At 70.5% G+C, this 24,372-nt stretch carries 21 protein-coding genes; 16 read left to right on the top strand and 5 right to left on the bottom strand.

Annotated elements, in window-relative coordinates:
- Nucleotides 1-91: 91 nt before the first annotated feature.
- Together RAB71_RS20910 and RAB71_RS20905 are read left to right on the top strand one after the other, a co-directional pair.
- The gene (locus RAB71_RS20910; RefSeq protein ID WP_010340949.1) at nt 92-748 is read left to right on the top strand and encodes a hemolysin III family protein; all 657 of its coding nucleotides are present in this window, start codon (nt 92-94) and stop codon (nt 746-748) included.
- Between the two features lie 73 nt (nt 749-821).
- Entirely contained in the window at nt 822-1,325 is a 504-nt protein-coding gene (locus RAB71_RS20905; RefSeq protein WP_010340948.1) for a hypothetical protein, read from the top strand.
- A 184-nt stretch (nt 1,326-1,509) separates the two neighbouring features.
- Here RAB71_RS20905 and RAB71_RS20900 read toward each other — a convergent pair whose 3' ends face one another.
- Complete coding sequence (locus RAB71_RS20900; RefSeq protein WP_010340947.1) at nt 1,510-2,067, bottom strand: lysozyme inhibitor LprI family protein; 558 nt, start codon at nt 2,065-2,067, stop codon at nt 1,510-1,512.
- A gap of 97 nt (nt 2,068-2,164) precedes the next feature.
- Nucleotides 2,165-3,988 carry a family 43 glycosylhydrolase gene (locus RAB71_RS20895; protein WP_010340946.1) on the bottom strand — a complete coding sequence of 608 codons (1,824 nt, stop codon included), beginning with the start codon at nt 3,986-3,988 and terminating at the stop codon, nt 2,165-2,167.
- Nucleotides 3,989-4,140: 152 nt separating this feature from the next.
- Between RAB71_RS20895 and RAB71_RS20890 the strand changes: the two genes are divergently transcribed.
- From RAB71_RS20890 to RAB71_RS20865, 6 genes are all read left to right on the top strand, one after another.
- Nucleotides 4,141-5,049, top strand: coding sequence for a DUF4424 family protein (locus RAB71_RS20890; protein WP_010340945.1), 909 nt, complete (start codon nt 4,141-4,143; stop codon nt 5,047-5,049).
- Nucleotides 5,050-5,208: 159 nt separating this feature from the next.
- A complete protein-coding gene (locus tag RAB71_RS20885; RefSeq protein WP_010340944.1) occupies nt 5,209-6,603 on the top strand; it encodes an MFS transporter in 1,395 nt (464 codons plus the stop codon).
- 121 nt (nt 6,604-6,724) lie between these two features.
- Entirely contained in the window at nt 6,725-7,540 is an 816-nt protein-coding gene (locus tag RAB71_RS20880) for an EcsC family protein (RefSeq protein ID WP_175300576.1), read from the top strand.
- Between the two features lie 104 nt (nt 7,541-7,644).
- Complete coding sequence (locus RAB71_RS20875; protein WP_010340942.1) at nt 7,645-8,469, top strand: NYN domain-containing protein; 825 nt, start codon at nt 7,645-7,647, stop codon at nt 8,467-8,469.
- A gap of 73 nt (nt 8,470-8,542) precedes the next feature.
- Nucleotides 8,543-9,145, top strand: coding sequence for a DUF938 domain-containing protein (locus RAB71_RS20870; RefSeq protein WP_010340941.1), 603 nt, complete (start codon nt 8,543-8,545; stop codon nt 9,143-9,145).
- A 375-nt stretch (nt 9,146-9,520) separates the two neighbouring features.
- Nucleotides 9,521-10,303 carry a hypothetical protein gene (locus RAB71_RS20865; RefSeq protein WP_010340940.1) on the top strand — a complete coding sequence of 261 codons (783 nt, stop codon included), beginning with the start codon at nt 9,521-9,523 and terminating at the stop codon, nt 10,301-10,303.
- Nucleotides 10,304-10,603: 300 nt separating this feature from the next.
- On the opposite strand, the gene RAB71_RS20860 is transcribed toward RAB71_RS20865, so the two are convergent.
- On the bottom strand, nt 10,604-11,212 hold the full coding sequence (locus RAB71_RS20860) for a hypothetical protein (protein WP_010340939.1): 609 nt from the start codon (nt 11,210-11,212) through the stop codon (nt 10,604-10,606).
- A gap of 311 nt (nt 11,213-11,523) precedes the next feature.
- Nucleotides 11,524-15,246 carry an indolepyruvate ferredoxin oxidoreductase family protein gene (locus RAB71_RS20855; protein WP_010340938.1) on the bottom strand — a complete coding sequence of 1,241 codons (3,723 nt, stop codon included), beginning with the start codon at nt 15,244-15,246 and terminating at the stop codon, nt 11,524-11,526.
- A 190-nt stretch (nt 15,247-15,436) separates the two neighbouring features.
- Between RAB71_RS20855 and RAB71_RS20850 the strand changes: the two genes are divergently transcribed.
- Entirely contained in the window at nt 15,437-16,048 is a 612-nt protein-coding gene (locus tag RAB71_RS20850) for a M48 family metallopeptidase (RefSeq protein ID WP_010340936.1), read from the top strand.
- A 315-nt stretch (nt 16,049-16,363) separates the two neighbouring features.
- Nucleotides 16,364-17,278: an AEC family transporter gene (locus RAB71_RS20845; protein WP_010340935.1), complete on the top strand. Its 915-nt coding sequence runs from the start codon at nt 16,364-16,366 to the stop codon at nt 17,276-17,278.
- 237 nt (nt 17,279-17,515) lie between these two features.
- Here the strand turns inward: RAB71_RS20845 and RAB71_RS20840 are convergent, their stop codons facing one another.
- Nucleotides 17,516-19,009, bottom strand: a complete 1,494-nt coding sequence (locus tag RAB71_RS20840; RefSeq protein WP_010340934.1) for an AAA family ATPase — start codon at nt 19,007-19,009, stop codon at nt 17,516-17,518.
- Nucleotides 19,010-19,151: 142 nt separating this feature from the next.
- Here RAB71_RS20840 and RAB71_RS20835 point away from each other — a divergent pair, with 142 nt between their 5' ends.
- The 6 genes from RAB71_RS20835 (at nt 19,152) to RAB71_RS20810 (ending at nt 24,367) form a co-directional block, all read left to right on the top strand.
- Nucleotides 19,152-19,784 carry a ParA family protein gene (locus tag RAB71_RS20835; RefSeq protein ID WP_010340933.1) on the top strand — a complete coding sequence of 211 codons (633 nt, stop codon included), beginning with the start codon at nt 19,152-19,154 and terminating at the stop codon, nt 19,782-19,784.
- Between the two features lie 15 nt (nt 19,785-19,799).
- Nucleotides 19,800-20,276: a histidine phosphatase family protein gene (locus tag RAB71_RS20830; RefSeq protein ID WP_010340932.1), complete on the top strand. Its 477-nt coding sequence runs from the start codon at nt 19,800-19,802 to the stop codon at nt 20,274-20,276.
- 56 nt (nt 20,277-20,332) lie between these two features.
- Nucleotides 20,333-20,887 carry a YceI family protein gene (locus tag RAB71_RS20825; RefSeq protein WP_234006675.1) on the top strand — a complete coding sequence of 185 codons (555 nt, stop codon included), beginning with the start codon at nt 20,333-20,335 and terminating at the stop codon, nt 20,885-20,887.
- Nucleotides 20,888-20,898: 11 nt separating this feature from the next.
- On the top strand, nt 20,899-22,893 hold the full coding sequence (locus RAB71_RS20820) for a phospholipase D family protein (RefSeq protein ID WP_010340930.1): 1,995 nt from the start codon (nt 20,899-20,901) through the stop codon (nt 22,891-22,893).
- 145 nt (nt 22,894-23,038) lie between these two features.
- Complete coding sequence (locus tag RAB71_RS20815) at nt 23,039-23,458, top strand: hotdog fold thioesterase (RefSeq protein ID WP_010340929.1); 420 nt, start codon at nt 23,039-23,041, stop codon at nt 23,456-23,458.
- A 114-nt stretch (nt 23,459-23,572) separates the two neighbouring features.
- Nucleotides 23,573-24,367: a 1-acyl-sn-glycerol-3-phosphate acyltransferase gene (locus RAB71_RS20810; protein ID WP_029561821.1), complete on the top strand. Its 795-nt coding sequence runs from the start codon at nt 23,573-23,575 to the stop codon at nt 24,365-24,367.
- Nucleotides 24,368-24,372: the final 5 nt, after the last annotated feature.

Genomic DNA, 24,372 nt, shown 5'->3' with positions numbered 1-24,372 from the left:
GCTCCGGTGGCCCTGCACGCGTTGTCGTCCTCGACAGGTATCCTGTCGTCCCCCCGACACCGGCGGCCCCTGTCGCCCACTGTTCTCGCCCGTGTCTGCTTCCGCGCTTCCCCCGCACTACCGCACCGCCGCCGCCCGCCGCGCCGACCTGCTCGTCCATGCCGCCGGCCTGCTGCTGGCCGTGGTCGGCGGCGCGCTGCTGGTCTGGCGCGCCCATGCCAACGATGCGCTGATCCTGGCCACCAGCATCTACGCACTGGGGCTGCTGACCATGTTCGCCTGTTCGGCGGCGTACAACTTCGCCCCGCCGCAGCGCCAGCCGGTGCTGCGCAAGCTCGACCATGCCGGCATCTTCGTGATGATCGCCGGCTCCTACACGCCGTTCTTCGTGCTGGCGCTGTCCGGCGCCTGGGTCTGGTCGATGACGCTGGCGGTGTGGGGCGTGGCGCTGTTCGGGGTGTTCGCCAAGCTGTTCCTGCCCGGCATCGCCAAGGGCTTCTGGGTGGCGATCTACCTGTTGCTGGGCTGGGCGGGGATGGCCGCGGTCAAGCCGATCGTGGCCGGGCTGGACACGCCGGTGCTGTGGCTGATCGCCGCCGGCGGCGCGATCTACACGGTGGGCGTGGCCTTCTACGTGCGCAAGTCGATGCTCTACAACCGCGCGATCTGGCACGCGCACGTGCTGGGCGGCGCGCTGGCGCACTGGTGCGCGATCTGGCTGTGCCTGCGGCCGCTGTCGCCGACGTGAACGGCGGTGGCGACGCGCTAGAGATGGCCGCGCCGCGTCCGTAAGCTCGGGCGCCATGGACAGCATGGGCACAATGGAACCGATCGGCCGGCGCCTGAGGGCGTTGCTGGCTGTCGCGTTGCTGGCGGCGTGCGCGCAGGTGCAGGCGCAACAGGCGGCGCCTGCGACCGATGCCGCTGCGCCGCCCGCGCCGTCCGTCGCGATGCCGCCGGCCACCGACGCTGCCAAAGACGACATCCAGACCCTGGGCGAAGTGCGCGCGCTGCCCCCGGACGAGGGCGAGCCGCTGGATCTGTATCGCTTCAAGAATCCGGTGACCCCGCCGCCCAACCGCTTCGACAAGGACTGGCGGCCGCCGCCCTCGGTGGAACAGGTCAGCCAGAGCGGCGGCTACATCGCGCTCGGCGTCTACTACCTGGCCGGCAAGGCGGCCAAGGGCCTGCACACGCTGACCGGCGGTCCCGACCAGGTCCAGGCCGCCGTCGCGCGACCGCCCCCGCAGCTGAGCGAGGCCGAGCTGCAGCGCGCCATGAAGGTGTGCGCGGAACAGGGTGGGGGTTGCGCGGCGGGGCAGTGAGATGCGCCCCGTGCGCGCTGGCCGGCTCGGCCGCCTTAGCTGCAGGCGTCTTCGAATCGCAGGTCGTTGATGCCAAGTTCTGCGACGCTGCCGTCGAAGGTGCCTCCGCGGATTCTTTCTTGAATCCGAATAGCGGCTTTGCGCTCCGCGCAGTGCATGCCCTGTTGCGGAGGTCGCTTTGCCCTCAACGCCCGCCGCGCGTATAGCCTTCCAGTTCGTCGGCACGGGAGCTGATCCGGCGCAGGGTGGCTTCGGCGCTTTGCAGGCCAGCCTCCTGGCCGCGGGCGCCGAACGCGCGGTCGAGCTGTGCGGCCTGGTCGTTGGACTGCTGCCAGGTGTACTGCGCATCCATCAGCCGGGAGCGGTCCATGCCGCTGAGGCGATAGCGCAGCTTGTCGTAGGCGCGGTCCAGGCGTTCCTGCTGCACGCGTTGTTCGCGCTGGATGCAGCGGCGGTTCTCGTCCAGGCCCTGCGCCTGCTTGCGGCAGTCGTGGTAGGTGGCGGACAGGCCATCGCTCGGTGCAGCGGCTTCGGCGCCGGCCGGCGGCGTCTGCTGCAGTTGCTGCTGCATCTGCTGGATCTGCTCGGCCTGCTGCTGCAGCAGGCGTTGCTGTTGTTGCAACTGCGCGTCGCGCGGGTCCATCTGCTGCGCGGCGGCGTTGCCGCACACGCCAGCGACCACCGCGGCGATCAGCCATGCGCGCAGCCGGCGCTGGCGCTGGGTTCCCTGGTGCTGGTGCATCGTCCTTCTCCTTCGATCGGCAACCGATCCTGCCGCGCGCCGCATCGCCGGTGCGCGGTCGAGGTGGCGCCAAGCATACGGGAAGGCCGTGATGGCTTCATGGCACGGCGATGGGTGCGCTCAGCGGGGAGACACCGCGTTCGTCGAACGCTTCGACCGCGAAAACGTAGTCCTGGTCGACGTTGAGCGCGCGGAGTTCCAGGTCGGTGCCGCGGTCGGCGAACACCTGGTAGGTGAGGGTGAGGCGGTCGGCGCGCAGGCCCCAGCGCACGTTGTAGCCGACGGCGCCGGGTACCGCCTGCCAGTGCACGCGGGCATTGCGGCGGTCGGCCTCGCGGCGCGCGACGACGCCGGTGGGCGCCGGTGGCGGGGCACCGTCGGCGTTGCCGAACACGCGCAGGTCGCTGATCGCCAGGTGCGCGGCGCCGACGTGGCCGTGCACGTAGCGGATGTAGCGGGTGCGCACCGATGCGGGCAGTTGCAGGTAGGCGTTGGGCCGGTCGCGGCGGTCGGCGCCGTCGCCGACCTCGGCCAGCGGCAGCCAGTGGCGGCCGTCGCGCGAGTGCTGCAGCCGGAACGCGGTGTAGATGTCCGGCGCATCGCCGTAGCGGCCGGCACGGTAGTCGGCGAAGTTGACCTGTACGGCGCGCACGTTGCGTTCCCCGCCCAGGTCGACGGTGAGGGTCTCGCCGGGCGCGTTGCGTGCGGCCACCCAGTAGCTGCGCGGGTCCTCGTCGGTGGCGCGGTCGGCGGCGAAGCCGTCCAGGGTGGACGAGGCGGTGGCCGGCTTGCGATAGGACAACAGCATCCAACCCGTGAACAGCGCCTCCGGGTCGGCCACCGGGCCGTCCGGCATCCAGTGCGGGAAATCGCCGAAGCGGGTGGACACGCGCATCTGCCCATCGGCGGCGAACGCGGCCGGGAACAGCACGATGCGCCGCTCGAAGGTCCAGTTGGCGCCGATCCAGGCGGTGCCGCTGTTCCACCAGTTCCCGTGCGCATCCTGGAAGGTGGAGCCGTGGCCGGCGCCCTGCATGAAACCGCCGGGCTTGTACGCCACCGGGTTGTAGGGCGCATAGACGAACGGGCCGAGCGGGTGCTCGCCGACGTACACGCCGTTGGCGTAGGCGTTGTACTCGCTGCCCGGCGCGCCGTATTGCAGGTAGTAGCGGCCCCCGGTCTTGGTCATCCATGCGCCTTCCAGGAAGCTGCCGATCGGGCTGCCGTCCGGGAAGCGGGCGCCGCGGTGATCGGGGCCGAAGCGCTCCCAGCCGTGCTGCGCCGGCTCCAGCGCGAGCAGCGGCGTCGGCACGCCGCGGAAGGCGACGCCTTGCGCACTGCGGTCCATGGCGATGCCGTACAGCGGGTAGCGGTCCGACGAGCCCCAGTACAGGTACCACTGGCCGTCGTCGTCGATGAACAGGTCCGGATCCCAGGGGCCGGGCGGCACGTCGCTCAGCGGCCGGCCCTTCATCTCGGTGCCGATCGGCTGGGCGCGTGGCAGCTTGGGCAGCAGCCGGGTCAGGAAGTCGAGCTGGCCGCTGGCCGGGTCGCGGGTCTGCAGCAGCGGGCGCGGTTCGAAGGCCGATTGCATGATCACCAGGCGGTCGCCGTCGGCGACCACCGCCGGCGCGACGATGCTCTCGAACGGCCAGCGGCTGGGCGTGACGAACTGCCAGTCGAGCAGGTTGGGGGAGCGCCAGTAGCCGTCGGCCAGGGTCTGGAACAGGTAGTAAGCGTCGCCGAAGCGCACGAACACCGGATCGGCGCCGGTGCGGTAGGAAATGCCTTCGTTCAACTGCTCGAAGTTGTAGCGGTAGTCCAGGTCGATCGGATTGGCGTAGCTGCGCGTGCCCGGCGCCTGCGCCGCGGCCAGCCCGGCGGACGCCAGCAGCGCCAGCGTTGCGAGTGCTTTGAACATGGCGATGGCCTTCCCCCCGTGACGGCGCCGGCTACCGTAGCAAACGTGGTGGCGGGGCGCGATGCGCCGCGTGATGCGCCGCGGTTACCATGGCGCCCGTTCGCCGGCGCCGCGCTGCGGTCGCGGCGCCCATCCGACCGACCCCCGATTCCATGACCGCCAAGCTCTCGCCGCCCCGCCTGCTGCCCTCCCTGCTGACGTGCTTGCTGCTCGCCGCCGCGTCCGCCTACGCCAACGACAGCAGCATCGGCGACGCCAATGGCTCCATCGAACTGATCCGCCAGCCGGACATCCGCATGAGCAAGGAAGACTTGTTCATCAGCGAGGACCGGGTGCAGGTGGACTACGTGTTCACCAACACCAGCCCGCGCGAGCTGCTGGTGCCGATCGCCTTCCCGATGCCGCCGATGTACTTCGGCATGGCCGACCACAGCGCGCTCACCGACTTCAAGCTGTGGGTGGATGGCAAGCCGGTGCGCACCGAGCGCCGGCTGGTGGCCAAGCTGGACGGTGCCGACGTCTCGCGCGCCTGGGCGACCAGCGGCTGGACGCCGGACGACCTGGCCGAGTACGTCGAGAGCAGCACCGTCCCGGCCGGGCGCAAGCCGCTGCCCGCGCGCTGGTTCGATGCGAACGGGCAGCCGCGCTTCACCCTCAACGAATACTTCGTCTGGCAGCAGCGCTTCCCCGCCGGCGGCACGGTGGCGATCCGCCACAGCTACGCGCCCAGCGTCGCCACCGGCGTGCCGATGCCGGCCAGCGACCTGATCGGCGAGTACGCCAAGCCCACCTGCCTGGACGCCGCCACCCAACAGCGCCTGCGTCGCCGCGCCGGCGCCAACGGCCTGCAGTGGAGCAACCTGCGCTACGTGCTGCGCACCGGCGCCAACTGGAAAGGGCCGATCCAGGACTTCCACCTGACCCTGAAGAAACGCGCCCCCGGCGACCTGCTCAGCCTGTGCTTCGACGGCGACCTGCAGCGTACCGACGCGCTGACCTTCGAGTTCCGCCAGCGCGATTTCGTGCCCGACCGCGACCTGGACATCCTGTTCCTGCGCTGATGCGCGATCGGCGTCCGCAGCGGCTGGCCGCACCGAAGCCGACATCCGGCTGAACGCCGATGCGGCGCGGTCGGCAGTTCTGGCTCGACGCGGTGGCGCGCGCGGCGGCGGATCGGGCAGCATGCGGCGGCGCGTTTCCTCCCCCCAGGACCCACCCGCATGCGCGATGCCGCTTTAGCCGCTTCTGATCCCGTCGCCCTGGTCGCGGCGCGCCTGGAGCGCCTGCCGCCCACCCGCACCCTGTGGCGCCTGGTCGCGCTGCTGGCGCTGGGGGGCTTCTTCGAACTGTACGACCTGTTCCAGACCGCCTACCTCAGCCCTGGCCTGCTGCGCGATGGCATCTTCGCCGAGGGCGCGGCAGGCGTGTTCGGCATCGCCGACCAGGCCGCGTTCGCCTCGGCGACCTTCATGGGCCTGTTTCTCGGCGCGAGCCTGCTGAGCCCGCTGGTCGATCGTGTCGGACGCCGCGCGGTGTTCTCCTTCGCGTTGCTCTGGTACAGCGTGGCGACCGTGGCGATGGGCCTGCAGCACAGCGCGCTGGGGGTGATCCTGTGGCGCGGCGTGGTCGGCATCGGCCTGGGCGTGGAACTGGTCACCATCGACACCTACCTGTCGGAAATGGTGCCGCGGCAGATGCGTGGCGCCGCGTTCGCGCTGGCGTTCTGCGTGCAGTTCCTGGCGGTGCCGGCGGTGGCGCTGAGCGCCTGGGCGCTGGTGCCGCACGCGCCGCTTGGCCTGAGCGGCTGGCGTTGGGTGGCGCTGCTCAGCGGCGGTTTCGCGCTGGCGGTGTGGTGGCTGCGCAGTCGCCTGCCGGAATCGCCGCGCTGGCTGGCGACGCAGGGCCGGCATGCCGAGGCCGACGCAGTGCTGCAGCGGCTGGAGGCGCGCTGTGCCGCCGACCTGGGACGGCCGTTGCCGGCGCCGGAGCCGCTCCCTGTCTCCCTTGCGCCGCCGCCGCGCGTTTCCGCGCTATGGCAGCCCCCGTACCGGCGCCGCATGGCGATGCTGGTGACCTTCCACATCTTCCAGGCGATCGGCTTCTTCGGTTTCGGCAACTGGCTGCCGGCACTGCTGGCGCGGCAAGGCGCCGACAGCGTGCACGGGCTCGGCTACGCCTTCGCCATCTCGCTGGCGTATCCCGTGGCGCCGCTGCTGCTGATGGGCGTGGCGCAGCGCTGGGAGAACAAGTGGCAGGTGGTGGTGTCGGCGCTGGGCGCGATGCTGTTCGGCCTGCTGTTCGCCTGGCAGCACCAGCCGCTGCTGCTGATCGCCTGCGGCGCGGCGGTCACCTTCTGCAATGCCTGGATGAGCTTCGCCTACCACGGTTACCAGGCCGAACTGTTCCCCACTGCGCTGCGCGCACGCGCGGTGGGCTTCTGCTATTCCTTCAGCCGCCTGTCCACCGCCGCCAGCAGCCTGCTGATCGGCATGCTGCTGGACCGCACCGGCCATCGCGGCGTGCTCGGCTTCATCGCCGCCAGCCTGCTGATTGCCGCCGCGGTGGTGGGCCGGTTCGGGCCGCGCACCCACCAGCGCGCGCTGGAGCGGATCTAGGGCAGGCCCTGGGCGCACGGGCACGCCGACCGCTGAACGTCCCGCACCGGTCATCGGCTCTCGACACCATGTCGCTGCCGCCCGGTGCATGCTGTCGCCTCCCTCGCCACGAGCTTCGGCCATGACCACGCTACTGCCCGTCCCCGTGATGGATGCCGCCGACCACCGCGACCTGGCCCAGGCGCGCGCCCTGCTGGAACACCCCGGCCTGGCGGCGAAGATCGCCAATGCGGTGGGCGCGCCGATCGAGGCGCTGATCAGCAAGCGCCTGCCGAAGATGCTGTCCTCTCGCATCGATGCGGTCAGCCAGCGCGCGCTGCGGGTGGCGTTGCGCTCGGCGTTGCTGACCCTGCGTGGGCAGGCGCCGGAACGCGCACGGCCGCGCCTGCATGGCGCCGCGGTGGCGGCGACCGGCGCCGCCGGCGGCTTCTTCGGCCTGCCCGGGTTGGTGGTGGAACTGCCGCTGACCACCACGCTGATGCTGCGCTCCATCGCCGACATCGCCCGCGCCGAAGGCGAGCGCCTGGACGATCCGGCGACCGCGCTGGCCTGCCTGGAGGTGCTGGCGCACGGCGGCCGCAGCCAGCGCGACGATGGCAGCGAATCGGGCTACTTCGCGGTGCGTGCGGCGATGGCGCAGCAGCTCAGCGCCGCCGCGCAGTACATCGCCGCGCATGGCTTGGGCAGCAAGGGCGCACCGGTGCTGGTGTCGCTGCTGTCGCGCATCGCCGCCAAGTTCTCGGTGACGGTCAGCGAGAAGCTGGCGGCGCAGGCGGTGCCGCTGGTCGGCGCGGCCAGCGGTGCGCTGCTCAACACGGTGTTCATCGCCCACTTCCAGGCGATGGCGCGCGGCCACTTCATCGTGCGTCGGCTGGAGCGCCGCTACGGCGAAGTGGCGGTGCGCCAGGCCTACGAGGCGCTGCCGGCAGGGCGATGAACCATGGCGGTCGCCGCATTGCGCTGGCTGTGGGCAGCGCGCGCTGGCACAGTGGTGACCGCTTCCACGCTTCTCCCGCTCTTTCCTTGCCGCAGGTGCACGCCATGAAAAGCCGCCACCGTTCCGACAGCGACGACGACCAGCCGCGGCTGGCGGTGCTGATCGATGCCGACAACGCGCAGCCGTCGGTGATCGAAGGCCTGCTGGCCGAAGTCGCCAAGTACGGCTTGGCCAGCGTCAAGCGCATCTACGGCGATTTCACCAGCACGCGCATGACCCAGTGGAAGCAGGCGCTACTGAAGCACTCGATCAGCCCGGTGCAGCAGTTCGCCTACACCAGCGGCAAGAACGCCACCGACAGCTCGCTGATCATCGATGCGATGGACCTGCTCTATACCGGCCGCTTCGACGGCTTCTGCCTGGTTTCCAGCGACAGCGACTTCACCCGCCTGGCGCAGCGCCTGCGCGAAGAGGGGCCGACGGTGTACGGCTTCGGCGAGCGCAAGACCCCGGATGCGTTCGTGCAGGCCTGCGACAAGTTCATCTACACCGAAGTGCTGCGCAGCGAGGCCAGCGCCGCCGAACCGGCCAAGCCAGCCGCTGCGGCCGCCAAGCCGGCGGCCAAGGGCCGCAAGAAGCCGGCCGCGACGCCGGCCAAACCCGAGCCGACGCCCGCCGCCAACGAGACCAAGCAGGCGCCGCTGACCCTGCTGCGCCAGGCCATCGAGGAAGCCTCCGACGACCAGGGCTGGGCCGGGCTGGGCAGCGTCGGCAGCTATCTGAACAAGGTGCGCCCGGATTTCGATCCGCGCCTGTACGGCCACAAGAAGCTCAGCGACCTGCTGCGCCGGCTGTCGACGCATTTCGAACTGGAGGAGCGCGGCAACGAGGGCGGCGGCAAGCGCATCTTCGTGCGCTCGCGCGGATGAGCCGTCAGCTGCTGCCATTCGCACTGGTGCGTGCCGTCGCGGCACGCAACGGCACACACAGGTGCACGCCACGATGAGCGATCGCCCCTACGCCCCGTCCTGCGACCGCAACCGCGATCCGATCCTGCAGGTGCTGCAGCGGCACTTCGCCGGTCGCCGCCATGTGCTGGAGATCGGCAGCGGCACCGGCCAGCACGCGGTGCATTTCGCCGCGGCGCTGCCGCATTTGAGTTGGCAATGCAGCGAGCGCGCCGAGCACCTGCCCGGCATCGCGCAGTGGCTGGAAGCGGCGGCGCTGCCGAATACGCCGCCCGCGCTGGCGCTGGACGTGCGCGAGGGGCCGTGGCCGCACACCGGCTACGATGCGGTGTTCACCTCCAACACCTTGCACATCATGGGCTGGGACGCGGTGCAGGCGTTCTTCGCCGGGGTCGGCCCGTTGTTGGCGAACAGCAGCGATGGTGTGTTGGCCGTGTACGGCCCCTTCAATTACGGCGGCGCTTTCACCAGCGACAGCAATCGCGACTTCGATGCGTGGCTGAAGGCGCGCGACCCGGCCAGCGGCATCCGCGATGCCGAGGCGGTGGACGCGCTGGCGCAGGCGCAGGGCCTGACGTTGCAGGACGACGTGGCGATGCCGGCCAACAACCGCTGCCTGATCTGGCGTCGCGGCTGAGGCAGGAGCGCCACCCGGCGATGCCTTGGCGTCGTGCGGGTGCGCGATCGCGCAGGCGGAGCGCCGTGAGCGCCAAGTCTGACTGCGTCAGCCATGTCGTGACTGTGCATGCGCCAGCGACGCGGAGTGCGCGGTCGTACCGAATACGCCGACGTACTTGATGCAGCACTGCCTTGGCCGGTTGCATGCCTGCGCTGCATGGCGGGCGACGCGTAGGCGTTGCGTCCAGGTGACGAAGCCGCACTCTCTCCCTCATCGCGGGTTCACTGCCGTGCCACGACGGATTCACCGCGCGCTTGCGACTGTGCGTCGACACCCGCCGCCGCCGAACGGGCCTGCGGTGGGTGCTTCCTTCCTTCGCCACGGAGCGTTCCCATGGACAACAACGACAAAGCCCGCGATCTCAATCGCGACCCGATCTCCGGCACCCCGGGTTCGCATCCGGTCGGGGTCGGCATCGGCGGTACCGCCGGCGGCGTGGCCGCAGGCGCACTGGCCGGCACCGTGTTCGGGCCGCTCGGCACCTTGATCGGCGCGGCGGTGGGCGTGGTCGCCGGCGCAGCCGCGGGCAAGGGCGTGGCCGAACGCATCGATCCCACCGGCGAAGACGCCTACTGGCGCGAGGAATATCGCAACCGCGACTACGCCAAGGCCGATTACGACTACGACCGCGACTACGCCGCGGCCTACGGCCTGGGCCTGCAGGCGCGCGAGCAGTATCCCTCGCGCACCTGGGACGAACACGAGCGCGAACTGTCGCACGACTGGGGCACGCGCCGCGGCGACTCGCGCCTGGAGTGGGACGAGGCGCGGCTGGCCGCGCGCGATTCCTGGGAGCGCGCCGACGCTACCTACCGCACCTACGAGGACAGCGACCGCTATTACGCCGATCGCTTCGACACCGTCGACTATCGCGAGACCGACAGCAGCTACGACGACTACCGCCCGGCCTACCGCTACGGCGTGCAGGCGCGCAGCCGCTACCGCGACCGGGTCTGGGACGACCGCCTGGACACGGACCTGGAAAGCGGCTGGGAACGCGCCAAGGATCGCTCGCGGCTGAGCTGGGCGCAGGCCAAGGCCGCCGTGCGCGAAGCCTTCGATTCGGATCGCTACGACCGCCCCGGCCGCGGCAACCCGCCCGATCCGCGGGTCTGATTCGACGTTCGTTCCGTTGAGTGCCTTTGCTCGAGTTGCCACCGGCACTCGACCAAGTGACGTCTCGATACGACACAGCGGCCGCTCGCCTAGGGCCGCTGTGGCGTATACGGAGTGTGCGGAAGCAACCATATGGGAGGGACTTCAGTCCCGACGCGCAGACCGTTCCGTCATCGACGGCATCGCGATCGACCGGGATCCATCTGCATGGTAGTGGTGCGCGGGACGGCGCTGGCACAGGCTGCATCGCCACCGGGTGACATGGCGGGTCGCGGCTGAAGCCGCTCCTACAGCCTGGCCCTACAGTCCGTCCGACTTCAGCGAACTATCCGCAGGTTGTTGCGCCGTCGAATGCAACGGATCGTCCTCCTGCGCATCCGTCTGCGTATCGGCCTCGGCGTCTTCCTTCAACGCCGCATCCCACCATGCCGGGGCCGCCAGAGGATCTTCTCCATAGCCGTTCATGCAACCTGTTCGTTGCTGCTCCAGGCGCTTGTAGTCCAGAGTGAGACGTTGCACGTCCTGTTGCTCTGGCCACTCGCTGTAGGCGAAGTAGCCTTCGTACTGGTTCCCATCGATGCAGGCGATATACGAATCCGCCCGCAGCCCGGCTGCCTGGAAGACCAACACCCGCGCTTCGCCGTTGCGATCCAGGCGGCCATGAAAGACCGTCCACTTGCCCGACGCGCAACTCGCGCCCGAGATCCCCATGTAGCTCAGGCACGGAATCGACCAGACGTCCTGCGTGACGCGGATCCTGGCGCCCGAGAGTGGCCGATCGGGTCCCGCCACGACACGGATCGTGATGAACCGCGGCATGATCCAGGGGCCGGCGTGCTCCGCCAGCAGATAGAACAGCAGGATGGCGCCCACCAGCGCCAGGCATGCGAGTTTGACCAAACGCTTCACGCGATGTTCCTTCGAGGCTGATGCGGCCGTGGATTGCTGGCGATCCACGCAACGTGCGGATGATGCCCAAGGCTGGCCGCCCTGGGCGATGCTGCTGTCCTGCGTGCCTGCGTGCCTGCGTGCCTGCGTGCCTGCGTGCCTGCGTGCTGCTGGAGTCGGGTCGCGGCTGCAGCCGCGCTCCTGCAGCAGATGCACGGACGCCAGGGAACGCAGGAGGGCGGCAGGCGCGGCGCCAGCCGCGCCACGTTCGGTCAGACGCCTTCGATGCTGACACTGCGCCGCCGCTGCACGGCGGCAGGCGTGTCTCCCGCTCAGGCCGCCTGCACGATATGCAGCGCCTTCGGATTGCGCCAGGTCGCCAGCAGTCGCGCCTCGCGTTGCTTGGCCTCGTGCAGGTGCGCTTCCTTGACGTGGCCGTAGCCGCGGATGTGTTCCGGGATGCTGGCGATCTGCACCGCCAGTGCCAGGTTGTCGGCCTGCAGCCGCTGCAGCAGTTCGTCCACGGTGGCGAGGTAGTCGGCGATCAACTGCCGTTCGCCGCGGCGCTCGGCGCTATAGCCGAATACGTCGAAGGCGCCACCGCGCAACCGGCGCAGCTTGGCCAGCCACTTGAACGCGGTGAACATCCACGGGCCGTATTCGCGCTTGCGCAGCCGGCCGTGTTCGTCCTTCTTCGCCAGCAGCGGCGGCGCCAGGTGGAAGCGCAGGCGGTAGTCGCCCTCGAACTGCGCCTGCAGCTGCTGCGCGAACGCACCGCTGGTGTACAGCCGCGCGACTTCGTACTCGTCCTTGTAGGCCATCAGCTTGAATGCGTAGCGCGCCACCGCTTCGGTCAGCGCGGTCGAGGCCGGGGCTACGCGCTGCTCGGCGGCGCGCACGCGCTCCACCAGCGCGGTGTAGCGCGCGGCGTAGGGGGCGTCCTGATAGTCGACCAGGAAGGCGTGGCGGCGCGCGACCAACTCGTGCAGCGAGCGCGACAGGCGGCTGTCGTCCAGCGGCGCGCGCCCGGCATCGCCGCTGTCGGCGGCAGCCGGCAATTCGCGCGCCGGACGCGGATTGGACGGATTGCGCGGGGCGGCGCTGGCGCCGGCCTCGTGGCCTTCCCACTCGCCCGGCGGCAGTTGCTGCAGGCCCAGCGCCTGGGGTTCGCCCTCGTCCGCAGCTGGATCGGCGAGACCCGCCGCCCGCCGCACCGCCGGCAGGTCCAGCGCCGCCAGGCGGCCCCAGGCGAAGGCCTGCTGATTCATCGCCACGGCCGCGCCATTGAGCTCGATCGCGCGCATCAGTGCGGCGTGCGACAGCGGCACCAGGCCCTGCTGCCACGCGTAGCCGAGCATGAACAGGTTGCTGGCGATGGCGTCGCCGAGCAGCGCGGTGGCCAGTTGCGTGGCGTCGAGCAGCAGCGGATCGCGCCCGCCCAGCGCCAGGCGCACGCCGGCAATGATGTCGGCGGCCGGGAACTGCATGTCCGGATGCGTGGTGAACGTGCCGGGCATCGCCTCGTAGGTGTTCAGCACCACCTGCGAGCGGTCGCCGCGCACCTTCGACAGCGCCCAGTAGTCGTTGACCACGACCATGTCGCAGCCCAGCACCAGGTCGGCCTCGCCGGCGGCGATGCGCACCGCGTGCAGGTCTTCCGGTTGCCGCGCGATGCGGATATGCGTGGTGACCGCGCCGCCCTTCTGCGCCAGGCCGGTCTGGTCAAGCACGCTGGCGCCCTTGCCCTCCAGGTGCCCGGCCATGCCCAGCAGCGCGCCGATGGTGACCACGCCGGTGCCGCCGACGCCGGTGATGAGGATGTTCCAGGGCTGGCGCAGGTCGCTGCGGAAGTTCGGCGCCGGCAGTTGCTCCAGCAGAGCCGCAGCGTCAGCCTTGCGGCCCTTGCGCGGCTGCCCGCCGTGCACGGTGACGAAGCTGGGGCAGAACCCGGACACGCAGGAGTAGTCCTTGTTGCAGCTGGACTGGTCGATCTGGCGCTTGCGCCCGTATTCGGTCTCCTTCGGCAGCACCGACACGCAGAAGCTCTTCTCGCCGCAGTCGCCGCAGCCTTCGCAGACCAGCGAATTGACCAACACGCGCTTGGGCGGATCGGGCAGCTTGCCGCGCTTGCGCCGGCGCCGCTTCTCGGTGGCGCAGGTCTGGTCGTAGATCAGCACGCTGGTGCCCTTCACCTCGCGCAGCCGCCGCTGCACCGCGTCCAGCTCGCTGCGGTCGTGGAAGTCCACATCGCTGGGGAACAGCTCGCGCCGCCGCGTCCACTTGCCGATGTCGTCGCTGACCAGGGCGATGGTGTGCACGCCCTCGGCGCGCATCTGCCGGGCGATGTCGGGCACGCTGAGGGTGCCGTCCACCGGTTGCCCGCCGGTCATCGCCACCGCGTCGTTGTAGAGGATCTTGTAGGTGATGTTGACGCCGGCGGCGATCGACTGGCGGATCGCCAGCGAGCCGCTGTGGAAATAGGTGCCGTCGCCCAGGTTCTGGAACACGTGCGGGGTGTGGGTGAACGGCGCCTGCCCGGCCCAGGTGACGCCTTCGCCGCCCATGTGGGTGAAGGTGTCGGTGGCGCGGTCCATCCACGTCACCATGTAGTGGCAGCCGATGCCGCCGAGCGCGCGCGAGCCCTCCGGCACCACGGTGGAGGTGTTGTGCGGGCAGCCAGAGCAGTAGTGCGGCACGCGCGGGAAGTTGGCGCGCGGCAGCGCCATTTCCGCTTCCTTGGCCTCCATCCAGCGCAGCCGCTGCTGGATCGAGTCGGTGTCGAGCGCGGCGGACTGCGGCAGGCGCAGGATGCGCCGGCCGATCACCCCGGCGATGGTGGCCGGGGTCAGTTCGCCGGTGGATGGCAGGATCCATTCGCCGGCCTCGTCGTACTTGCCGACGATGCTCGGGCGCGGGCCGGCGCTGGCCGGCCAGTTGTAGAACTGCTCCTTCATCTGCCGCTCGATGAAGGCCTTCTTCTCCTCCACCACCACGATGTCCTGCAGCCCGCGCGCGAACGCGGCGATGCCCAGCGGCTCCAGCGGCCAGGTCATGCCGACCTTGTACACGCGGATGCCGATGCGCGCGCAGGCCTCCGCATCCAGGCCCAGGTACTCCAGCGCCTGCAGCACGTCCAGGTAGCTCTTGCCGGTGGTGACGATGCCCAGCCGCGCCTGCGGCGCGTCCATCACCGTGCGGTCGATGCCGTTGGCGCCGGCGAAGGCTTGCGCCGCGCGCACCGCATAACGATGCAGGCGCATTTCCTGGTCCAGCGGCGGGTCCGGCCAGCGGATGTTGAGCCCGCCCGGCGGCAGCTCGAAATCCTCCGGCAGCACGATCTGCCGGGCGAACGGGTCCACCTGCACCGAGGCCGAGGATTCCACCGTCTCGGCGATGGTCTTGAAGCCGATCCAGCGCCCGGTGTAGCGGCTCATCGCCCAGCCGAGCAGGCCCATGTCGAGGATGTCCTGCACCCCGGCCGGATTGAGCACCGGCATCATCGCGCTGACGAACTCGTCCTCCGAGCCGTGCGGCAGGGTCGAACTGCGGCAGGCATGGTCGTCGGCGGCCAGCGCCAGCACGCCGCCGTGGCGCGAGGTGCCGGCGGCGTTGCCATGCTTGAACACGTCGCCGCAGCGGTCCACGCCCGGGCCCTTGCCGTACCACATGGCGTACACGCCATCCACGCGCGCGCCGGGGAACAGGTTGGTCTGCTGCGTGCCCCAGACCATGGTCGCACCCAGGTCCTCGTTGAGGCCGGGCTTGAACACCACGTTGGCCGCGTCCAGGTGCTTGCGCGCGCGCCACAATTCCAGGTCGAACCCGCCAAGCGGGCTGCCGCGGTAGCCGCTGACGAAGCCGCCGGTGTTCAGCCCGGCGGCGCGGTCGCGCAGTTGCTGCATCAGCGGCAGCCGCACCAGCGCCTGCACGCCGGACAGGTAGATGCGGCCGTCGGTACGGGTGTACTTGTCTTCCAGCGTATAGCCGGTATCCACGCCGCCAGCGGCCGCTGCGGCGAGGGAGGACGACGGACGCGGATCGGCGATGCGGTTCATGGCTTGCCCGGAAATGGAAGGCTGGCGGGCGCGCAGCGCCTGCCGCGCGCGATCGTCCCGATTGTATCAGCGGCGATTTTTGCGCTCGTTCTCGTCCACGTCGGCCCCGCCGGGGTAGGATGGGACCCGGGTGAGGGGATCACTCCAGGGGATTGCAGCAGTGAAGGCATACACATACGCAGTGGCCGCGATGCTGGCCTGCATCGGGCTGGCCACCGCGGCCAGCGTGCGGGCGCAGGCATTGCCGGCACCGAAAGAGTTCTATTTCGACGAAGACCGCAGCACCACGCGTCCGGTCACCGCCATCGCCGGCAGCGGCGAGGCCCTGGTCGATCGCCTGGCCAGCGCCGTGCAGCGCGATCCCAACGCCAACGAAGCGCGCGCGCAGCTGGCCGGCATCGCCATGGCCGGCGGCCGCCAGGAACTGGGCGAACAGCTGTACCAGGCCGCGTTGCACGGGTTGCCCGCCGGCGTGCAGCGGCGCCAAGTGCAGTGGAACTATGGCTGGGACCTGCTGCGTGCCGGCGACCCGGCGCGCGCGCTGGCGCAGTGGGGCGCGCTGGTCAACGGCCGCCCGGCCGCGCCGGACTGGCTGCCGCCGACCCTTGCGCTGGCGTTGTGGCGCTTGCAGCGCAAGGACGAGGCGGTGAAGTGGTACGCCGCGGCGGCGCGCACCTGGCCGGACAAATGGGGCGCCACGGCCGATTTCGCGGCCTTGCTGCCGACCTGGCGCGACGACGAACGCGCCACCCTGGCCGAAGTGCAGGCCGCCTGGAAGGCCGCGCCGCCGGCCTGGCCCTGACCGGCGCGCAACGCGCCATCCGAGGCAGGGCAGGACGCACCTCGAGGCGTGCGTCGACGGCGCGCACGGGTGGCGCTGTCGCGTTTCCTGCCGTTCGACGCACAACGCACGCGTGCGTCCCAATGCGTCGTGCCGCGGGTGATGTCGCCCATGCAAGCGCTGCCGACGCGGTGCTTGTAGGCCGCCGTGCCCGCCGCGTGGCGGAGCGCGATCGCCATCTTGATGTGCATGCGCCGGCACGCGGCCGCGTCTCCATCGCGTCCACGCAGCGCATGCGATGATGCGGGCCGATTCTCGTCGAGTTGCGTTGTCGCGATGGCCTTCGATGCCTTTGCCCTGATTCTGGCCATGCTGGCGCTCGGCAAGCTGTTCGCGCGCCTGCGCGTGCTGCCGGCCAACAGCACCGAGGTGCTCAACGGGGTCGTGCTGTATCTGTGCCTGCCCGCCTCGGTGCTGATCTACGTGCCGCGCCTGCAGTTCAATTGGGAACTGCTCGGATTGATGCTGACGCCGTGGCTGCTGACCGGTGTGAGCGTGCTGGCGATGCTGGCCTTGCGCGGGCCGTTGCGGCTGCGCCGCGAGCAGCAGGCGGTGCTGCTGCTGTGCGTGGCGCTGGCCAATTCCAGCTTCATCGGCTACCCGATGGTGCGCGCGCTACTCGGCGAGGCGGCCCTGCCGTATGCGGTGGTCTACGACCAGTTCGGCACCTTCGTGTTGCTGTCCAGCTTCGGCCTGTACGTGCTGGCGCGCTACAGCGGCGAGGCGCCGCCATCGCCGCGGCAGACCCTGTTGCGGATGGCACGTTTCCCGCCGCTGTGGGCGCTGGCGTTCGCGCTGACGCTGATGCCGGCGCAGCCGCCGGCCTGGATCGCCTCCGGCCTGCAGCACCTGGCCGACGCGATGCTGCCGCTGGTGATGCTGGCGGTGGGATTCTCGATCCAGTTGCGCTTGCCGCGCGAGGAACTGGCGCCGCTGGCCGCCGGGCTGATGTTGAAGCTGCTGCTGTTGCCGGCCCTGGCCTGGCCACTGTCGTGGGCGCTGGGCCTGAGTGGGCAGGCGCTGCAGGCAAACGTGCTGGAATCGGCGATGCCGACCATGATCACCGCCGCGTTGCTGGCGATCTCGCATCGCCTGGCGCCGCGCCTGGCCGCGGCCCTGGTCGGCTACGGAATTCTGCTGTCGCTGGTGACCTTGCCGGCCTGGGCGTGGTTGTTGGGGGCGTTGCGGTAGCGGCGATGGCACGTCTCGCCGCAAGGTGTCGAGGCTGAAGAGGGCGGTGCCTCGATCGGCATTGCATGCGTGTCCGTACCCTCATCCGCCCCTTCGGGGCACCTTCCCCCAAAAAGGGGGCCATGGTCCCGGAGGGAGAAGGAATTTAGAAGCCCCTCTCCCCCGGGAGAGGGGTTGGGGTGAGGGTCGGGCGCAGCCTCGATAGCGGCATCGCCCGGTGTCACCAACCGCCCGCCACTAATCCGCCGGCACCGTCCGCCCACTGGCCCAACTGCGCAGCGCCTGCACCTGCTCGGCCATCAACACCGAAAGCGGTCGGGTGTTGCGGATCTCCTGCATCAGCAGCTCGGTGTCCAGCGGCCGCTGTTCGGCATGCGCGGCATACAGCCCGGAGACGATCGCCTGCTCGATCTCGGCGCCGGAGAACCCATCCGCCGCGGCAGCCAAGGCCGGCAGCGCGAACGCGTCCGCGTGCAGTTGCCGCCGGGTCAGATGCAGGCGCAACAGCTCCACGCGCGCCTGCGGATCGGGCAGGTCGACGAAGAAGATCTCGTCGAAGCGGCCCTTGCGCAGCAGTTCCGCCGGCAGCTCGTGCACCTGGTTGGCGGTGGCGACGATGAACACCGCGGCGCTGCCGTCGGCGCTGCCGCGTTCGGCCATCCAGGTCAGCAGCGTGCCGAGCACGCGCCGCGACACGCCGCCGTCCTCGCCGCCGCTGGCCAGGCCTTTCTCGATTTCGTCCATCCACAGCACGCACGGCGCCAGTTGCTCGACCGCGGCAAGGGCATCGCGCAGATTCTTCTCGGTCTCGCCGTGGTACTTGGCGTACAGCGCGCCCATGTCCAGGCGGAGCAGCGGCACGCCGAACCCGGCCGCGGTGGCCTTGGCCAGCATCGACTTGCCGCAGCCCTGCACGCCGAGTAGCAGCACGCCCTTGGGCGGGTCCAATCCTGGTGGCGCGGTGCCGGCGAACACCGCGCGGCGCTGCGCGATCCATTGCTTGAGCCGGCGCGCGCCGGCCACGTCCTCGAAGCGCGTGGCGTCGTTGTCGTACTGCAGGTGGCCACTGCGGTTGAGCAGTTCGAACTTGAGCTTGGCCAGTTGCGGCAGGTCGGATGCGGTGAGCGCGCCATCGGCGTAGATCAGTTGCCGGGCGATGCGCCGCGCGTCGATCAGGCTGAGCCCGCGCAGGTTGCGCAGGATCTGCTTGACCGCCTCGCCGTCGACCTCCACCCGGCGTCCGCCGAATTCGCGCGCATAGCCCAGCGCTTCCTCCTGCACCATCTTCAGCAGCGCGTTGGCATCGGGCAGGCGTGGATTGAAGCGGGTGGCCAGCGCCTCGAGTTCGGGCGGCAGTTCGATCCGCGTGCCGATCAGCACCAGCACGTGCGGCTGGCAATGGCGGCGCTCGACGATGTCGCGCAGCAGGCGCTGGTGGCTGGCATAGCCCAGGTACGGGGTGACGTCGAGCAGCAGGTAGATGCCGCGCTGATCGGCCTGCTTGATCGCCTGCAGCACCGCGCTGGCGTCCGGCGGCCCGCTCGGCGGATCCTCGCGGTCCAGATCGATGCGGCGCAGGCCCTCGGTGATCGACCAGCGGTGCAGGGCGCGCCAGACCTGCATCAAGGCCTGCCGGAACAGATCGACGATGCGCGCCTCCTCCTGCGTCTCGATCACGATCAGGGGCGTGTTGGCGCGGATCAGCGCGACCAGGTCCTGCAGTTCGCTCATGGCATCGGAAGCCGAAGGGGGCCGCCACGATAGCAAGCCCGGCGGCGGCCGGCGTGCTGCCGGCCGGCATGCTGCATGTTGACTACCGGCTGACGTAGGGCCGGTGTACGCTCCGGCTTCTTCCCCCGGAAGCGAGGCGTGCATGAAGACGATCCTGGTGGCCGGCTCCAAGGGCGGCGTGGGCAAGACCACGGTCGCCACGCACCTGGCGGCGTCCTACGCGCTGGCCGGCAAGCGCACGGTGCTGGCCGATGCCGATCCGCAGGGCTCCTCGACCCGCTGGGCCGAACGCCGCGCCGGCCTGGACAGCGCGGTGCTGCCGATCGACGCCAGCCGCAAGCGCAGCTGGCGCGCGGCGCTGCCCGACGACGCGCAGCGGGTGATCGTCGATGCCGCCGCCGGCGCCATGGCCGAGGATCTGGGCCACTTCCTCGACGAGGCCGACGCAGTGGTGGTGCCGGTGATGCCGTCGGCGCTGGACATCGAGGCCACCGTCGGCTTCCTCAACACCCTGGCCAAGGTGCCGCGGGTGCACCAGCGCAAGCTGCCGGTCGGGCTGGTGCTCAACCGCAGCAAGCCCTGGACCAACGCCACCCAGCAGGCGCTGCAGATGCTCGGCGAATGGCCGTACCCGGTGGTGGCGCAACTGCGCGACAGCCAGGCCTACGTGGTGCTGGTGGGGCTGGGCCGCAGCCTGTTCGATTACCACTCCGTCCAGGTCCGCGACCACCAGCAGGACTGGGAACCGTTGCTCAAGTGGCTCAAGAAGGCCTGACCGATGACCATCGTTTTGCGAGAAGTGATCCTGCTGCGCCATGCCCACGCCGAACCGGCCGACACCGGCCAGGCCGATTTCGACCGGCCGCTGTCGCCGCACGGCCTGGCCGAGGCCGAAGCCGCCGGGCGCTGGCTGCTGGAGCAGCGGCTGGTGCCGGACCGGGTGCTGTGTTCGCCGGCGCGGCGCGCGCGCGAGACCCTGGAGGCGGTGCTGGAGCTGACCGGCTACGTCGAGCAACGCCTGGAGCCGCGCATCTACGAGGCCACTTCGGGCACCCTGGCCGATCTGCTGGACGGCCACCGCGACGTCGAGCGGCTGTTGCTGGTCGGCCACAACCCGGGCCTGGAGCGGCTGGCGGCACTGATGCACAGCGGCCAGTCCGGCGACTACCGCGGCATGCCCACCGCCAGCGTCGCCGTGCTCGGGGTCCCGCACGACGCGGCGATCGAGCCGGGCGTGGCGCGCTTGACCGCGTTCTGGTGGCCCTGAGCGCGCTGCGCAGGTCCCTGCGGCCGGCGCTGTGCGCCGCGCTGCTGCCGTTGTGTCTGTGGTGCGCCGCCGCCTGTGCGCAGGTCACGCCGGCCTTGCTGGCACCCGGCGAGTACGCGCTGGACCCGGCGCAGTCGCGCTTCGGGTTCGAGATCCGCACCCGCTTCGGCCAGCGCATCGAAGGCTTCTTCCCGCGCTACGAGGGCACCGTGCATGTGCTGCCCGATGGCCGCCATCAGGTGCACCTGCGCCTGTTCACCGCCTACGTGGAAATCCCCGGCAAGCCGCGCTACACCGGCTGGATGCGCGGCGAGGATTTCTTCGACGCGCCGCGCTACCCCACCGTGTCCTTCGACTCGCAGCCGTTCTCGCCGCAGGTGCTGGGCAAGGGCGGGCCGATCCCCGGCATCCTGAGCATCCGTGGGATCAGCCACGCCGAGACGCTGACCGTCATGCCGGCCGCATGCACCCGCGCAGGCTATGATTGCGACGTCATCAGCCGCGGTACGGTATTGCGTGGACGTTACGGAATGGACAAGTGGGATCTGGCCTTGAGCGACCGGGTCACCTTCGTGCTGCGCGCACGCCTGACCGAGGCGTCCACTCGGTGACATCACGATGGATGCGGGTGCTGGTGGTGGTGGCGCTGCTGCTCGGCAGCGGCTGCGCGAGCCTGTCGCAGGCGCAGCACGGCCGCGCCGTGGCGATCGCCGAGGCCGCGCGCGACCGCCAGGTCGACTGCACGCGCGGGGACCACTGCGCGCTGGCCTCGCCGCTGCGCGGGCTGGCCGGCAAGGCCTTCGCCCAGTCCGGCGACGGCGCGCCGCGGCACTACGCCACCATCCTCGACCACGGCGAAGAAGCGCTGGTGGCGCGGGTCAACCTGATCCGCAGCGCCAGCCGCAGCATCGACCTGCAGACCTACATCTTCGACAAGGACGACAGCGCACGGCTGGTGATGGACGAGCTGCTGGCCGCGGCGCGGCGCGGGGTCAAGGTGCGGGTACTGATCGACCAACTCTCGGCGATCTCCGACCTGCAGATCCTCGGCGCCCTGGCCGGTGCGCACGAGAACTTCTCGCTGCGCATCTACAACCCCACCTTCGGCCTGGCCAAGCCCAACTACTTCCACTACGCCGCCAGCGTGCTGTGCTGCTTCCGCCGCTTCAACCAGCGCATGCACAACAAGCTGCTGGTGATCGACGATGCGATCGGCGTGGTCGGCGGGCGCAACTACCAGGACGACTATTTCGACTGGGACGCCGAGTACAACTTCCGCGACCGCGACGTGCTGGTCGCCGGTCCCGTGGCGCGGTCGATGGCCGCCAACTTCGACGCCTACTGGGCGGCGCGGCGCAGCGTGCCGGTGGCGCGGCTCAACGACGTCGGCAAGCTGCTGCTGCGCGAAGGCGTGCCGGCGATGCCGCCGGCGCAGTTCCTGCGCCCGGAGCGGGTGCAGCGGGTCAGCGAGGAGGCGGCCGATCCGGCCTTCGTGGAGAACGCCTTCGTGCTGCCGGCGCTGCCGGTCAAGCATGTGGACTACGTCGCCGACCTGCCGCAGAAGCACCGCCGCGAACACGGCCCCAAGGCCATCTCCACCGCGCCCAAGCTCGACCGGCTGATCGCCGACGCGCGCGAGGAGATCATCCTGCAGACGCCGTACCTGGTGCTGTCGGACCCGGCGCAGGAGATCTTCCGCGACCTGCGCAAGCGCACCCCGCCGCCGCGCGTGGTGGTGGCCACCAACAGCCTGGCGGCCACCGACAACCCGGTGGTGTACGCGCTGTCCTACAAGTACAAGCGCCGCAACCTGCGCGAGCTCGGCTTCGACATCTACGAATACAAGCCGTTCCCGCTGGATGCGCCGGTGGACTACGCCAACCTGCTGCCGGCGCCGCTGCAGGGCGAGGTGCCGGCCGCGGCGGGCAGCGACGACAACCAGGGCGAGCCCGGCAGCGGGCGCAACACCTTGCTGGGCGGCAGCGCCGCCGGGCGCAGTTCGCTGCTCGGCAGCGGCAGTGGCGGGCCGTCCGGCGGCCGCGGCGACGGCAGCGAGGTCGCGCGCCGCGTGCTGCGCACCGAGACCCGCCCGTCCTACCTGAGCCGGCGCATCGCCAACCGGCCGTTGCCGGTGACCCGCGAGGGCGCGCGCATGGGCCTGCACGCCAAGTCGCTGGTGGTGGACCGCCGCGTCGGCGTGATCGGCACCCACAACTTCGACCCGCGCAGCGAGACCTACAACACCGAGGGTGCGGTGATCGTCGACGATCCGGCGTTCGCGCAGGCGCTGGCGGCCAGCATCGGCCGCGACATCGAGCCGGAGAACTCCTGGGTGGTGGCGCCGCGGGTCAAGCCGCCGGTGCTGTCGGGCCTGAACTACAGCATGGGCAAGGTCTCCGAGGCGCTGCCGGTGCTGGATTTCTGGCCCTGGCGCTACGCCACCGACTACGAGTTCCAGCCCGGCCCCGACTGCCCGGCGCCGCTGACCCGGCGCGACCCCGGTTTCCACCGCTGCTACAGCGCCGTCGGCGACTTCCCCGAGGTCAACGTCGGCCCGAAGTGGCTGCTGGTGCGGATGTTGACCGCGTTCGGCTCGGGCTTGGTGCCGATTCTCTGAGGGGCGGGGATTCGTGGGATTGGGGATTCGGGATTCGTAAAAACGGATTCCCTGCGACCTGATGCCTGTGCAGGCGCGATAATGTCCGTGCCTGGCATGCGCTCTTGCCAATCCCGAATCCCGAATCCCCAATCCCGGCCCCCAAATGCCCTTTCGCGAACCTGCCGATCTCGCTGTCCTCAACGCCGATTGCCGCGACACCCTGATCGCGCACCTGGGCATCGTCTTCACCGAGGCCGGGCCGGACTGGCTGCGGGCGACGATGCCGGTGGACGCGCGCACGCGGCAGCCGTACGGGCTGCTGCACGGTGGTGCCTCGGTGGTGCTGGCCGAGACCCTGGGCAGCACCGCCGGCAACCTGTGCGTGGGGCCGGGGCGGATCTGCGTGGGCCTGGAAATCAACGCCAACCACCTGCGCGCCGCGCGCAGCGGCACGGTCACCGGCACCGCGCGGCCGCTGCACGTGGGCCGGACCACGCAGGTGTGGGAGATCCACATCGAGGACGCGGCCGGCAAGCCGGTATGCGTGTCGCGGCTGACCCTGGCGGTAGTCGACCGCGGCTGAACCCGGCGCCCGGGCTGAACTCTGCCTCGGCACGCGCGGCCGCGGCGGCGCCAGCCGCGTCTTCGGGGTGACACAATTCTCCGCTAGGCCCCCGCTTCCGGTACCCTTGTTCAGATGAGCGAGTTCTCCCCACCCGCCATGCGCCAATACGGTGGGGCGCTGCGCTGGGTTCGTTACGGCTACCGCGTGCCGCTGCTGGCGTTGCACGTGCTGTTGTCGCTGCCGTTCCTGCTGGTGTGCATGGCGCTGTCGCCCGGCCGCGCCGGCACCGAATCCTTCGGCGACCGCATGGTCTGCTGGTGGTCGACCTGGCTGCTGCGCATCTTCGGCCTGCGCGTGCGCCGCATCGGCGCGCCCCTGCCCAACCCGGTGCTGTTCGTCGCCAACCATGTCAGTTGGATCGACATCGTGATGCTGCACAGCCAGCGCATGATGGGCTTCGTCGCCAAGCGCGAGATCGCCGGCTGGCCGCTGGTCGGCTGGCTGGCCGCGCGCGGGCAGACCATCTTCCACCAGCGCGGCAGCACCGAGTCGCTGGGCGGGGTGCTGCAGGCGATGCTGGAGCGGCTGCGCTCCGGCTGCTCGGTCGGCGTGTTCCCGGAAGGGCGCACCCGCAGCGGCCAGGACGTGGGACCGTTCCACGCGCGCATCTTCCAGGCCGCGGTCGAGGCCGAGGTGGCGGTGCAGCCGGTGGCGCTGCGCTACGGCGCCACCGGCTCGGCGCAGCAGATCGTCGCGTTCGGCCCGCACGAGAGTTTCTTCGCCAACTTCCTGCGCCTGCTCGGCGAGCCGGGGCGGGTGGCCGAGGTGCATTTCCTGGAGCCGATCCGGCTGCAGGACGTGGAAGGGCGCCGACGCATTGCCGAGATCTCTCGCGCGCGCATCGTCACGGCGATGGCACAACCCTGAACAGC

This window comes from Xanthomonas sacchari, assembly GCF_040529065.1.
Classification (GTDB): domain Bacteria; phylum Pseudomonadota; class Gammaproteobacteria; order Xanthomonadales; family Xanthomonadaceae; genus Xanthomonas_A; species Xanthomonas_A sacchari.
Note: the sequence above shows the minus strand (reverse complement) of the source record. Positions and strands in the feature narration are given on the sequence as shown.